The sequence below is a fragment of the Candidatus Protofrankia californiensis genome, assembly GCF_900634765.1.
GTDB lineage: Bacteria > Actinomycetota > Actinomycetes > Frankiales > Frankiaceae > Protofrankia > Protofrankia californiensis.
In genome coordinates this window covers 15711-29062 of record NZ_CAAAFT010000310.1, presented here as the reverse complement: position 1 = coordinate 29062, position 13352 = coordinate 15711, and the positions used below count along the sequence as shown (strand labels likewise).

The following is a 13352-nucleotide window of genomic DNA, read 5'->3' as shown; positions in this document are numbered from 1 at the left end:
AACCGGGCACAACCCGAACCACCACCCCACCATCCCCGGCCCCACAATCTCCATCCCCGATCACACAAACAGGCCGCCTACCAGCGGAAACGCACGACAACGCCGTCGTACCACCACCGACGCATCGCCTACGACTGCCCGATGACCCGTACGCCTGGGGTGACGTTCTCGGTTCCGGCACACGGCCCGACGGTCCGGTGTGGCTCCGCTGCTGTCGGCCAGCGTGGCCTGGGCTAGATGGCCCTGGACGACGTCAAGTTGCTTGATTGGCAACGCCGCCGCGCAGCCCAGGGACGCCGGCTGCGGTGTGTGCTGCGGGCAGGCGATCTACGCCGACGCCGAGCAGCCCACCGGCCAGCTGGTCACAACAGTTCGGGCTGCCAGCGCGACACGCGACGGCGACGCCGTTCATGCATCTGGAACATGAGCTGTGGGATCTCCGCAATGCGACCGGAGACCCGCTCAGCCGAGCAGGCGACTGCATCTGGCATCAGGAACTCGATCCGGTTGCCGACCGGGTCGGCGACGTAGAAGTGCCGGTGGCCGGGAAAGTCGTGCGCCCAGACCGGCGCGATGCTGGCATCGGCGAGGCGCACGGCCAGCGCGTCGATGTCGTTCACCAGGATCGCCGGATGCGCCTTCGACGCGGGCGTGAAGTCCGCCGTGACGCCGACGTGCAACTCGAACCCCGGCCCACGGAACCAGGCCCCGCCCCGGGCGGCCATCGGGGCGGGCTTCGACACCTCGGTCAGCCCGACAACGTCGACCCAGAACGCTCGGCACGCATCCTCGCACCCAGCGGGGACGGCCAACTGGATGTGATGGAGCCCGGTCACTCCGGCGAACGGCTCGGTCGCAGTGTTGGCCCTGATGCTCGCGGACATGTTCTCGGCCTCCCAAGCGATCCCGGTGCCCGAACAGCGTAGGCCAGGCTCGTCGGTGAATCCGGCGCCGCAACCGGACAGCCGGCGTCCCGGGACGGACAGGGCGCACGCCAGCCGGGGTGAAGCTCAGCCTGAACTCCGACCGGCCGGCGGTCTTGCACGGGACTTCTGGCCATCGTGGCTGGCAACCGTAGCCGCAGTGCCGCCATCGCGGGACCGGGCCAGCATGCCCCACGGTGGTGGTGTGGCCCCCGCAGAGGTCGAGCCGCGCTACGGGTCGAGATGTCCGCAACAGGTTAAGGGTTCCTGGCGATGTCCGGTGGACTGATCAGGAGAGCCGAACGGCGGGAGCTGTCATCTCAGGGGTGCCGAACCAGCGGGAGAGTGCTGCTCGCAGCGTGAGCCCAGCGGTGTCGACGGTCTCGTCGAGGGCGGCGGCCCAGGCGATGTAGGCGTCCGGACGTATGAGAAGGGCGTCGGCTGGCCGCTGATCGGTTTTGGCGGAGTGGATATCGATGCGGTGCTGCCAGTCCTGGGCGGCTGCACGGAGCTCGGGACGGTCTGCGAGGTCGAGGAGGATGGGCCGTGCGGTGCGCCCAAGTTCCGCGACGCTGGTCGCACCCTGGCCGGTGTGGAGGGTGAGGTTGGGCGCGAAGGCGCCGGTCAGGGCGTGCTGGTTGGGGTTGTGCGGCGGGTAGCGGACGTCCGCGCCGGCGATCATGGTTCCGATGCGATGCAAGGGCTGCTCGTCGGCGCACAGTTCCAGGAAGAGCTCCCGGAGCGCGTCGGCGGCCGGGTCCTGGCCGCGACGCAGTGCCACTTGTGCCTGGGTCTGGAGCATGGCGCGGGCGCCGGCGAAATGGCGCTCGTCGTGGTAGGTGTCCAGCAGGCCGGTCGGCGCCCAGCCGTGGATGTCGGCGGCCAGTTTCCAGGCGAGGTTGACGGCATCGAGCATGCCGACGTTGATGCCGATGCCCGTGGCGGGAAACTGGTGAGCCGCGTCGCCGGCCAGCAGGAAACGTCCGTCGCGGTACCTTTCGGCCTGCCGGGCCTGGAAGCCGTAGCGTGACAACCGGATCACTTCTTCGACGGGAAGGTCCGCGCCGAGTACCCGGCGGATGCTGTCCTGGAACTCGGTCAGAGTCATCGGCTCGTCCTCGTCCTCGTCGACGTCGGCGGGCTCGTCCTCGGTCGTCTGGACGAGCAGGACCTCCGGGGTGAGCCACCCGAACCCGAACACGCCGCGGCCGGTCCGGGTGAAGGAACCTGCGCGGACCCTGCCGAGCCCGGGGAGGTCGAGGTCGCCATTGTCGAGACGCGTCACGGAATCGGGCAGGGTGACCTGGCCCAGCCGATTGGCTTCTGGATAGGTCGTGCCGGCGAAGTCGATGCCGGCGAGGTCACGGACGCGGCTGCGCGGGCCGTCGCAGCCCACCAGGTAGTGGGCTCTCGCCCGATACAGCCCCTGCGGACCGCGCACGTCCGCGGTCACCGCAGCGTCATCCTGACCGATGCCCAGCACCTCGTGTCCGCGGCGGATGACAGCGCCGAGTTCGCGGGCGTGCTCGTCGAGCAGGCGTTCGAGTCGCGGCTGAGGGAGATGCACGCCCCAGATCGGGGAAACCGCCAGAGGTGAGAGGTCCAGGTGCACGCCGCCGAACTGGACCCGAGGGGCCGTGTGGATCGGACCGACACTGGCCGCTTCGACCCGTTCCAGCAGGCCCCGGTAGCGCAGCAGCTCCACGATCTGACCGCTGAAACCGTTCGCCTTCGGCGTCTCCCACAACAGCGGCTGCCGCTCCAGTACCAGCGGCCGGACTCCGGCCAGGCGCAGCTCGCTGGCCAGCATCAGGCCGGTCGGACCAGCGCCCACAATGATCACGTCGGGATCCATCATCGACTGCTCCTCGCGCAGCATTTCGTCGCCTTCCCGTGCGACCCGGCCATCGACGACAACACGCGCATTCCGCGGCTCCTAATTCTCTGGGTTCCGGCCTCGGTCACGGATTCTGCGGCATGAACTGGGTCTTGCCGCAAGCCCCCCGGCGTGCTATAGGTTAGAAATGGAAGGAATGGCCATTCCACCTTCCCTCGACATCCAGACACGGACGGACAACCTCCTCGCAAGACGGCGCGCGAGGTAAAAAGCTGCGATCCCCTGGGCAACGCACGCCGTCCTCAGGGCTCAGCGTGGTCCCGCACGGCGAGGGTCATGAGCGCGGAGTCGCGAGCATGCCGGGCTGCAACAGGCTGTTGTCGCGTTAGCACCCGGTAAACCACGTCATGCGCTGGTCGACCGGGGAAACCGCCGGGAAACCGGACGTCACCTACATCCCGACCGGGCAGGACTGGCTGTACCTCGCGGTCGTCCTCGACCTGTACTCCCGCAGGATCGTTGGCTGGTAACTGAAAGGCAGAAGCACCACATGCGGCTGGCGAGATGGTGACGGGCCGATCCCCGAAGTGACCGATGCCCGGCAAACTCGGTTGCGCTCACGTGCCCACGGCGCGATCATGCCCCGGTGCAGACCAACGATGGAGGCGAGCCGGAAGACCGGGGCGCGCCACCCGCGATCGGCATGCGGCTGCCATGGTCGGGAATACCGACGGATCTGTGTCGCATGGTCGAGTCCCACCTGGGCACACCGGTCGCCGAGGCCACCAACCAGACCGGCGGTTTCTCTCCCGGCGTCGCCGCCAGGTTACGGCTCGCCGACGGCAGACGGGTCTTCGCCAAGGCGGTGGGGCCGCAGCCCAACCCCGACTCCCCCGTCCTCCACCGAGTCGAGGGGAGGATCGCGGCGCGACTACCGCTGACCGCGCCCGCGCCGCGCCTGATCGCGACGTTCGAGGCCCGCGGCTGGGTGGTCCTGGTGTTCGAGGACGTCGATGGAGCGCCACCCGACCTGCCCTGGCGGAAAGACCAGCTCGACCGGGTCCTAGACGCCCTCGCCGATCTCGCCGCGGCACTGACACCGTCGCCGCTCGACGCCCCCACGGTCGTCGAGCGGTTCGGCGAGGACTTCCACGGATGGCGTCGGCTCGCCGCCGCCTCGCCGCCGGCCGGGCGGGCACCGAACAGCCTCGCCGGGCAGGAGAATCTGGACACTCTCGACCCCTGGGCTCGCCGGCATCTGGACGCCCTCGCGGATCTCGAGACCGGGTGGGCGGAGGCGGCCACCGGAGACGGTCTCGTCCACGCCGACCTGCGTGCCGACAACCTCCTGCTCACCCCGGACCGGGTCGTGGTGGTCGACTGGCCGTGGGCGTGTGTCGCGGCGCCGTGGTTTGACCTGCTCGCGATGCTGCCGAGCGTGCGGATGCAGGGCGGTCCCGCTCCCGAGGACATCTTCGATGCCCATCCGGTGGCACGCGGCGCGGACGCGGACGCGGTGACCGCGACCATCGCCGCCGTGGCCGGGTTCTTCATCCAGAAGTCGCGCCAGCCCGCCCCGCCCGGACTTCCGACCCTGCGGCCGTTCCAAGCCGCACAAGGGCAAGCCGCACTCGACTGGCTGCGAGTTCGGACCGGCTGGTCGTAGAAGCCGGCAGTCACACCCTCTACACCTACGGTCTTGGGTTCAGGGCTTCGTGGTGTTACGGACTGGTCCCATGTCGGGCGGTGCATCCAGGCTGAGCGTCGCTGGATTGCCTTAACCTGGCTGTGATGGCTGTGGAGTATCGCGAGTATTCGCCGCCGGTTGACCTACAGGGCGTGGTTGCGTGCCTGTGGGAGCGGATGAGCGCTGGCGGGCAGCAGTTGATCGTGCCGGACGGGTGTGTTGATCTGATCTGGCTCGCCGAGCGTGAACTGGTGATCGCCGGTCCCGATACCGGGCCGCGTACCGTGTGGCTGCCAGCCGGGTCGCGGTCCAGCGGACTGCGGTTGCGGCCAGGCGCGGCGGGCGGCTTTCTCGGCCGGCCTGCGTCGGAGGTACGCAACTGCCAGGTGAACGCCGAGGACGTGTTCGGCCAGGAGGCTGCGCGGCTGGCGGAACGGCTCGCTGCGGCGTCCACAACCGACCGGTTGCGGCTGCTGGCTCACGTCGTACGCTGGCGACAGGTCACGCCTGATCCCGTGGTGACAGCGGCGGCGTGTTGGCTGGGACGCCCGGACGCACGGATCGCGACAGTTGCCGCCGGACTCGGGATCAGCGAACGACAGCTCCACCGTCGCACCCTGGCCGCGGTGGGCTATGCACCCAAGGTGTTGGCTCGGGTTCTTCGGCTGTGTCGCCTGACCCGCGGGCCCGGATCGACGTTGGTCGAGCGGGCGCTTGAGGCCGGGTATGCCAGCCAGGCGCACATGTCCGATGAGGTGCGGGCGTTGACCGGGCTGAGCCCGTCGCGGTATCTCGTCCGATTCATGGAAGACCCGCCACCGGCCGATCTCCAGCATGGACGCCATGCCTGTCGACGTTCCTGCCGCTGAGCAGTTCATCCACTCTTCGGCCCGATTGTTGGACCGCCACCGGATGGCGGTCGTGCTGCACGACGCTCCCCGCGCCCCGGTGCTGACGGCCCTGGCGGCGTACCGCAACTCCGACGGCGGGTACGGGCACGCACTGGAGCCCGATGTCCGTGGCCCGTACAGCGAGACGACCTCGACCCTGCACGCGCTCGAAGTCCTCGACGAACTCGACGCGCTCGGTCACCCGCTCGCCGACGTGGCGACCTGGGTGGCCGGGGTGGCCGAGCCGGACGGCGGCGTGCCGTTCGTGCTCCCGACCGCCGCCGGGTACCCGCTCGCAGCATGGATGGTGCCCGACGGCGGCTCGCATCTCACGTTCGGGCTGGCCGCGCTGCTCGGCGCGGCTAGCGCCCGCACCGACTGGCTCGACCTGGCCAACGAGTGGTGCTGGCAGCGCCTGCGCCACGTCGAGGACCTGAACGCCTACTGGTTGAAATACGCCCTCGACTTCCTCGACAACAGCGCCGACGCCGACCGGGCAACCCAGGTCCTCGAAACCCTGCGGGCCCTGCTACGACCAGACGGATCGGTGCCCGTGCCGGGCGGCACCGCAGACGAGACACTCACCGCTCTGACGCTCTCCCCACGCCCCGCCGCAAGAAGCCGGGCGCTGTTCACCGACGAACAGATCAGCATCTGCCTCGACGAGCTGGAAGCGGGCCAACAAGACGACGGGGGCTGGACGTTCGACTGGGCCGCCTGGTCGCCCGCACAGGCAGACGAATGGCGCGGCCTGGTGACCCTGAAAGCCGTGCAAACGCTGCGCGCGAACGGACGGCTGCGCTAATACGAGCGGGACCTGCGCAGCATGGATCGCGAAGAGGGTCAGCTCAACACCGGTGACCGAACCCTGGAGCCCCACAGGACCTGCCCGAGCGAACCAGGCAGCGGTTCGGATTGTGCGAGCTTTGCACCAGGCAAGAAATGTGACAAAATGCCAGGTCACACCAATAGTCACAGTGACCAGTGGACAGAACCGGGCACAACCCGAACCACCACCCCACCATCCCCGGCCCCACAATCACAATCGCCGATCGCACAAGCAGGCCTCCTACCAGCGGAAAAGCACGACGACTCTCTGGCGTCATTGGATGGGCACTGTAGGCGCAGGCGGGAAGCTAGAGATGACGCGGCGGTCGCCACGGCCACCGTCGAGGCGGTCGATGCCCGAGCCTCACTGTAGTGGTCCAGATCCAGTCTGGATGCTGGCTGCGAAACGCTGGAGCGGAAGCTGTCGCGGCTCCGCCACGGCTCCAGTACCCCCGCTCCGGGTCGCTCTCGGTCCGAGAGCGCATCCATGTCCAGCTGTTATGGGCATTGGCGGTAGAGTTACTAGCTATGGCTTCAGCCGGCGAGATGCTCCATGCCACGCTCGGAGGGGCGGCGTACAGGGCTCTACGCGTGTTGGCAGGCGGCCCGACGTCTATGTCCGGTCGGATGGTGGCGACCGAACTGGGAGTTTCTCCGACGACAGCTACGTCGGTACTGGGGAAGCTCCGGGAGGCAGGGTTCGCGGAAGCGAGCCGTGAGGGGCGCGCCTACCGGTGGCGCCTCAACACCGACAACCCCGCCCTCCGTTCGTGGTTGGAGGAAATGCGAGGCGAACTGAGCACCGCCGCCGTGTCGAGTGGGATGAGTCCATATTCGACTGGCGGCGGTGGCATCACCTTCGAGCGTAAGGTCGCAGTCCAGTATCTCGCCCACCTGCTCGTTGGCGATGGAGCGGTGGAATTGGGCGACGGCCGGTTTGTTGTGAGTGTTACCTTTCAGGGGGCACCGGAGCATTCGGTCGACGATCTGGTCGTTTGCGCAGCCCGTGCGGACGAGTCGGAGCCGTCCCTGGTGCTCGCGATTGGTGCGCGGCGTGCGCCCGATCTCGTACCAAGCGACGAGTCGACCGCGAAGCTCTTCAGCGCGTTCGTGCGGGAGGTCATAAACGCTCCCGTCGATGGCCCGGAGCACCGTGTCGCCCTCGTTGTCGCCGGCCCACAAGATCATGCCGAACAACTCGCACTACTCGCCGATCTCGCCGCCGTGCAGATGGACGCGGCCGGCTATTTCGGCCTTGCGCGCGCGGAGGGCAAGTTCCTGCGCGCTGTCCGAGAACGTCTGGTTCAGATCGAAAAGCTCGTCAAGCTTGCGCTCATCGACCTTGGCTTTGCTGGTCCGAGCCAAAAGGTAGTTGAGTATCGAACGTGGGAGTTGTTGTCCCGGCTGACTGTGATCATGCCGCGGCTGGAGACACCCCACGAGGCCGACTGGGCTGCGGTGACGAACTCCTTGATCCCTGTCGCCCGGGGTAGCGACCTCTGCGGTGCCTCTCGGCTACGCGATCGACTCGTTGCGCTGGCCGACGAGTACCCGCCGAAGGGCGCCAAGGTCGACCTGAGTCTTCTTCGGCGCGACGCACACGAGGTCGTCGACGACGCGACGCGTCGGCACCGGCGCGGATGGAAGGCGCTTGCGCACCTTCACGAGCGCTCGATCGCGTCGGTGCGGGAGGAGATCGTTTCTGGCGATCACAGTAGAACCATCCACATCAATCGAAGCGACACCGCGGCCGAGCTGCTCGCGGTCGTCGACTCAGCGAACGCGGCGGTTGTCGCTCACGGCGAGTCCGGTGTTGGCAAGAGTGCCCTGGTTGTTGGAGCGGCGACGGGAGCTGTGAGAGACGGCTCCAGATCGACACAGACGATCTGCATCAACCTGCGTCACCTTCCATCGACGAGCCTCGCGCTCGAGTCCCACCTCGGTACCCCACTCGCAGGTCTCCTCGGGGAACTCGGCGCTCCGCGACGCCTGCTCGTTATCGACGCCGCGGACGCGATCTCCGAAGGAATGCGTGAGCCCCTTCGCTATCTCGTCGATGCGGCCATCCAAGCTGACGTGAAGATCATCGCTGTAGCGGCGAACGACACTGAGCAGCTGGTACGTGACACCGTCGCCGAACGGTGCGGCGGCCGCGTCGCCGAGTTTCTGATACCGCCTTTGACAGATCCACAGATCGACGATGTGGTTGCGGCCTTCGGCGAGTTGTCCGCGCTCGCGACGAACCCGCGATCCCGCGAGCTTCTCCGGAAGCCGGTGGTCGTAGATCTTCTCGTCCGAGGCGGCGGCCTCTCAGCGGCGCCGCTCAGCGATGCCGACGCCATGCAGCAGGTGTGGGCGGGGCTGGTACGTCGCCACGAGCAGGCCGACCGCGGCACGCCAGACGCCCGGCACCTCGCGCTCCTGCGTCTGGCCGACCTCGTGCTCTGTGGCGGTGACGCTCTCGACGTTGTCGGATCCATCGATCCCGCCGCGCTCGACGGACTTCGGCACGACGGGTTGTTGCGGACCTCGCCCGACGACCCTTTCAAGATTGGTCCAGAGTTCGCGCACGACGAGGTGCGCCGCTACGCGGTCGCCCGTCTCCTTCTCGCGTCCGACAACCCCACCTCCAAGCTGGTCGCTGCTGGAGTACCCCGCTGGGCACTCGGCGCGGCTCGCCTGGTCTGCCAAGCGAGGCTTGCTGCGCCTGCCACGCCTTCGAACCCGCTGCACGGCAGACTCGACCGTCTACAACAGGCATTTGACGACCTCGTCGAGGCCGGCCATGGTGAACGCTGGGCCGACGTTCCCGGTGAAGCTCTCCTCACGATGGGCGACCCTGGATCCATCCTTCGTGAGGCGTGGGCCGAGCTGGACGCCGATCGAGGTGCCGGGCTCAAGCGGCTGTGCCGTCTCGTGGACCAGCGGCTTCGCGACGAGACCGGCCTGGTCCGAACTGTTGCTGTCGAGCCGGTCGTCAGCCTTCTACTCGACGGCGAGACACCGTGGCAGGCTGGCGACCACGTGCGAGACCTCCTGCGCGACTGGCTCCGTGCCCTCGTCTGCGCCGGCACAGCCACGGGGTCCCCGCTGCGGGTGAGGTTGCACGACAGGCTGATCGCCGCCTGCGCTGAGGCCGATCGTCGGTGGGAGGAGGAGCGAGCGGCAGCTGCGGCGGCACGGGCCGCCCGCTCCCCTGAGGAGATCGAGGAAGAACGCAGGTCCATGGCGCTGCGCAGCTCGCTTCTCTACGAGATCGGCTTTCCGCGCAGCCGCCGCCCTGGGCGCCCAGACGTGCCTCGCGAGATCACGGACGAAACCACCGTCGAGTTCCTGGCGCTCCTCGGCCCCGATCTGGGTGAAGACGGCGAGTCCGTGCTCCGCCGCGTTGCGGACGACGCGCCCGCCCAGCTGCATCCGGCCGTCGAGGAGCTGTTCACCGGCCGAGCGCTGGCGACGTACCGGCGGGGCTTCCTCGCAGAGCTGACCGAGGCCTACTACCTCGACGAGGACGGGACCGGCGTCCACGATTACGGCATCAGAGACCATCACTCTCGCGGATTCAGCCTCAGAGAACCCCTCGCGGCCTGGTACCGAGGCCCGTTCATGCCCTTGTTTCAGTCCGACTTCCATAACGGTGTCGCGGTACTCAACCGCATGCTCAACCACGCTGCGCTCACCCGCGCACGTGTCCTCGCCGGCCATGACTCCTACCGGGGCACCGTCGACGATCACAGCCTCTCCGCGTACAACAACGAACTCGACATCACCGGCACGCGCCGCACCTACGTCGGCGACGGACACGTGTGGTTGTGGTACCGCGGAAGCGGCGTCGGACCATATCCCTGCATGAGCGCGCTGCAAGCTCTGGAGCGCGTGTGCGACCAGTTGATCGAAATCGAAATCCCCCTGCCCAACATTTTGGATGTGCTGCTCGCGGGATGCGAGAACCTCGCGATGGTCGGGCTCGTCGTCGGGCTGCTCGTGCGCCACCTCGAACGCGCCGATCGACTGCTCGACTCCTACCTCGCGGAGCCGATAATCTGGCATGAGGAGTTCTCGCGCGTCGTCCACGAGACCAACCGGCTGGCGGCAGCCCCCGATCACCCCACCGGCTCTGAGCGCCGCCGATGGTCACTTCGAGAAACAGCCATGCTCCTGGCGCTACGCGCCGACGGCTCCCGCGCGGATGAGCTCCGCCTTGCCGGTCAACAACTGGTCGTTACGGCGGAACGTCAGCTTAGAGAGTCGTCAGGCGAGGCCGACGCTACAGGCATCGAGGAGCAGCTCGCTACGGTGCGAGCCTGGGCGAGCTGCCTCGACCGTAGCACCTACGAAACACGGATGACCGAAGAGGGCCTGCTCATCCAGAGCAATCCTCCCGAAGAAATCGTCCAGGCATTGCAGAACATCAACGTCGACGTGCGCCGCGCCCAGGAGGCAACGCGCCTCATGCTTAAGTACCACATCAATCTGAAGCGGGACACGGCCCAAGCAATCAGCGCCGAGGACCTCGCTGCCGATCTTGCCGTCGCTCAGGACCTCCACGAGGCCCCGTCCACGCTTAGCGCAAGGGACCGATGGGACACACCTGCGGCCGTGGCGGCAGTGGCACTTGAAGCTCACCTGCTCCACAACGTCGCTATCCCCGAGCATGCCCTGCGCTTCGCCGTTGGCACCGTACTTCGCGTCGGAGAGGGGGAAGCGTCGCCGCTTCAGTTCGAATTCGAGGAGACCTACTTCGAACAGGCGGCCGACCGCAGCGCGGCGCGAGTGCTCCCCCTGCTACTGACGCCTAGTGCCTCAGCAATTCGAGCCCTCATCGACGGCGATGACGGTTCCCAGACGTACCAACGCGCCACGGCAGCGGCCAGCAACCTCGCACGCGCAGTCGCCCACGAGGTACGTCTACACCTGGCCCGAGGACTCGATCGCCTATGGGAGATCCCCTGTCCCACGGACAGCCCCTGCCATCACGAGACAGCTTTGCATCTGTCGACCGAAGCCATGCGAGACTGCGCATTCGATGAATGGGATCGGAATACAGATCGACGGCCGCTCGTCGATCTTGACGACCCCGTAGTTGCCTCGCTTGCGGCCACCGATGGTGACGCAATCTACGTCTCGCGCCTCGGCCCTGCCACCCGAGCTCTCGCGCCGGCAGCGGTGGCAAATATCTGCGTATCAAAGGCCGCCCGCGACCTTCTCGACGCGCTCCTGTCGACACACCGCCGCGCACTGCTTGCATACGAGAGGGACATGGACCACCGCGGAACCCATGCCCTGATAGCGGCCCGCGCGCTTCTCACCATCACCGCCGAAGGTGACGACACGCCAATATTTGATCACATTCTTGCCTATCGAGACAACCCAACGCGGCTGGACAGCTTCCTGAAGGCTCTGTCAGCCGCTGCCGAGGAATCGCCGGCGCGTGCAGCGACCGCACGGAGAATGTGGCCGGCCGTGGTCGACTATGTCATCGGGCTGAAAGTATCGGGACACACCCCCTTTGAAGGAGGGCGCTACACGCGCGATGCCTTGCCGGCACTGATTCCGAATCCCGCAGCCGAAGTCGCCTACCTCTATCGGGAGGTCGAAACCCAAGCAATAGCATGGTGGGAGCCTGCGGCCTGGCAGACCGTGGTCGAACAGTGGCTGGTGCACGCACGCGGGAACCCGGCATGCGTCGATCAGGTCGTCAGCTTCCTATCGTCGGTAGAAGTTGCAGAGCAAGCACGTCTCGGCATGCCATGGATCGAGGGCCTGGTCCTTCCTAATCCCGACGGCATAGCGAACCGTAGCTTCCTGGTCACATCATGGCTAATCGAAATCCGGCCTGCTGCAGCCGATGCAGGATTGTTGCAAAATTGGCAGCGCGTCGTGGATAGCCTCGTCGTGGCAGGCATTAGTCGACTGGCGTCCTACTCGGAGTAATAAGTCGACGGAATGAGATCTAGGGCATGGCCGAGGGTAAGCTGCGGGAACACCGCTCGTTTCATCTGGTCCTCTTGAATACTCTGGAAGACGCGCGAGAATAGCCTTTTCGATGTGGGCCGTCAGGGACTCGAACCCTGAACTCGCCAGTTAAAAGCCCGTAGGTCAGCCTGCCGGCTAAAGGCTGTTTCGTAACCCGGGTGCCGGGGCCTGGGGCTGCCTGGTGGATCATTTTGGGGTGCAGGTCATCTCCGCTGCCGACCCTCAGTGGATCTTCCCGTTCACCGGGTTGAAGCCGACCCAGTTCCGCCGGCTGGTCCGTCTCGTCGCCCAGCGCGGCGGGGACCGGATCGCCGATGGCCGGCCGGGCCGGCCGTGGGCGTTGTCTCTGCCCGACCGGGTGCTGCTGGTCGCGGCCTGCTGGCGGACGAACCTGACCCTGCGCCAGATCACCCCCGCTGTTCGGGGTGTCCTACTCGGCCGCGTACCGGGTGATCGACACGATCGGTCCGCTACTGGCCCTGGCCCCGGCGAAACGACGTCCCCGCGACCAGATCGCGATCGTGGACGGCACGCCCATCCCGACCCGCGACCACACCCTCGCCGCCCCGTCGAAGAACTACCGGTACTCGACGAACCTGCAGGTCGCGATCGACGCGGACACCCGTCTCGTGATCGCCCTGGGTGACCCTCAGCCAGGCAACCGCAACGACACGATCGTCTACCAGACCAGCGGGATCAAAGACCGCCTCACCGGACGGCCCGTGATGGCCGACGGCGGCTACCAAGGCCACCCAGACGTGATCATGCCCTATCGGAAACCCGCCGACGGACAGCCGCTACCGGAGTGGAAGGAGGAAATCAACCGGATACACCGCAAGGTCCGAGCCCGCGTCGAGCACACCCTCGCCGGGATGAAGACCTGGAAGATCCTGCGTGACTACCGCCGCCAGGCCCGCACCCTCGGGGTCACCGCGGCCGGGATCGCCCATCTCTACACCATCAGCCGGGCCGGCTGACCGGCCCCACGGACCAGCCACACCCCACCCAAACCGAGTTACGAAACAACCTTTAGTGTCGCATGGTGCCGCCAGATGTATGTTTGTGCAGGTCACGGGCGCTCTGTGTGTCGCGGGGTGTCGGCGGCTGCCGGGTAGTGGTTCGTCGTCCGGGTTCACGATGTGCACACCCAGGCGCATGTGTCGGATGACAGTGGATCTTGGGTAGTCATCGAAAGGGTCTGAGGCTACTAC

7 protein-coding genes and 2 pseudogenes are annotated in these 13352 nt (G+C 67.0%); 7 read left to right on the top strand and 2 right to left on the bottom strand.

What is annotated here, in order from left to right:
• A pseudogene (locus DD1DGNOD_RS28205) lies at positions 1 to 237 on the top strand (hypothetical protein); the annotation flags it as partial.
• 125 nt (positions 238 to 362) lie between these two features.
• Here DD1DGNOD_RS28205 and DD1DGNOD_RS16530 read toward each other — a convergent pair.
• Positions 363 to 884, bottom strand: coding sequence for a glyoxalase (locus tag DD1DGNOD_RS16530; RefSeq protein ID WP_241255781.1), 522 nt, complete (start codon positions 882 to 884; stop codon positions 363 to 365).
• A 328-nt stretch (positions 885 to 1212) separates the two neighbouring features.
• The gene (locus DD1DGNOD_RS16525) at positions 1213 to 2781 is read right to left on the bottom strand and encodes an FAD-dependent monooxygenase (protein ID WP_165036786.1); all 1569 of its coding nucleotides are present in this window, start codon (positions 2779 to 2781) and stop codon (positions 1213 to 1215) included.
• A 386-nt stretch (positions 2782 to 3167) separates the two neighbouring features.
• Between DD1DGNOD_RS16525 and DD1DGNOD_RS30545 the strand changes: the two genes are divergently transcribed.
• The 6 genes and pseudogenes from DD1DGNOD_RS30545 (at position 3168) to DD1DGNOD_RS16500 (ending at position 13118) form a co-directional block, all read left to right on the top strand.
• The gene (locus tag DD1DGNOD_RS30545; RefSeq protein ID WP_283234711.1) at positions 3168 to 3290 is read left to right on the top strand and encodes a hypothetical protein; all 123 of its coding nucleotides are present in this window, start codon (positions 3168 to 3170) and stop codon (positions 3288 to 3290) included.
• 215 nt (positions 3291 to 3505) lie between these two features.
• A complete protein-coding gene (locus tag DD1DGNOD_RS16520) occupies positions 3506 to 4426 on the top strand; it encodes a phosphotransferase (protein ID WP_206443233.1) in 921 nt (306 codons plus the stop codon).
• Positions 4427 to 4551: 125 nt separating this feature from the next.
• On the top strand, positions 4552 to 5316 hold the full coding sequence (locus DD1DGNOD_RS16515) for an AraC family transcriptional regulator (RefSeq protein WP_131770526.1): 765 nt from the start codon (positions 4552 to 4554) through the stop codon (positions 5314 to 5316).
• The gene (locus DD1DGNOD_RS16510) at positions 5282 to 6142 is read left to right on the top strand and encodes a hypothetical protein (RefSeq protein WP_241255780.1); all 861 of its coding nucleotides are present in this window, start codon (positions 5282 to 5284) and stop codon (positions 6140 to 6142) included. Before DD1DGNOD_RS16515 ends, DD1DGNOD_RS16510 begins: the two co-directional genes overlap by 35 nt.
• A 650-nt stretch (positions 6143 to 6792) precedes the next feature.
• Positions 6793 to 12099, top strand: coding sequence for a winged helix-turn-helix domain-containing protein (locus DD1DGNOD_RS16505; protein ID WP_131770525.1), 5307 nt, complete (start codon positions 6793 to 6795; stop codon positions 12097 to 12099).
• Positions 12100 to 12337: 238 nt separating this feature from the next.
• A pseudogene (locus DD1DGNOD_RS16500) lies at positions 12338 to 13118 on the top strand (transposase).
• The last annotated feature ends 234 nt before the right edge of the window (positions 13119 to 13352 follow it).

What these genes read in the sequence shown, in the direction of transcription:
- DD1DGNOD_RS16525 (WP_165036786.1), bottom strand. Translation starts at nt 2,781, where the DNA reads ATGATGGATCCCGACGTGATCATTGTGGGCGCTGGTCCGACCGGCCTG.
- DD1DGNOD_RS16520 (WP_206443233.1), top strand. Translation starts at nt 3,506, where the DNA reads ATGGTCGAGTCCCACCTGGGCACACCGGTCGCCGAGGCCACCAACCAG.
- DD1DGNOD_RS16530 (WP_241255781.1), bottom strand. Translation starts at nt 884, where the DNA reads ATGTCCGCGAGCATCAGGGCCAACACTGCGACCGAGCCGTTCGCCGGA.
- DD1DGNOD_RS30545 (WP_283234711.1), top strand. Translation starts at nt 3,168, where the DNA reads ATGCGCTGGTCGACCGGGGAAACCGCCGGGAAACCGGACGTCACCTAC.
- DD1DGNOD_RS16515 (WP_131770526.1), top strand. Translation starts at nt 4,552, where the DNA reads ATGGCTGTGGAGTATCGCGAGTATTCGCCGCCGGTTGACCTACAGGGC.
- DD1DGNOD_RS16505 (WP_131770525.1), top strand. Translation starts at nt 6,793, where the DNA reads ATGGTGGCGACCGAACTGGGAGTTTCTCCGACGACAGCTACGTCGGTA.
- DD1DGNOD_RS16510 (WP_241255780.1), top strand. Translation starts at nt 5,282, where the DNA reads ATGGACGCCATGCCTGTCGACGTTCCTGCCGCTGAGCAGTTCATCCAC.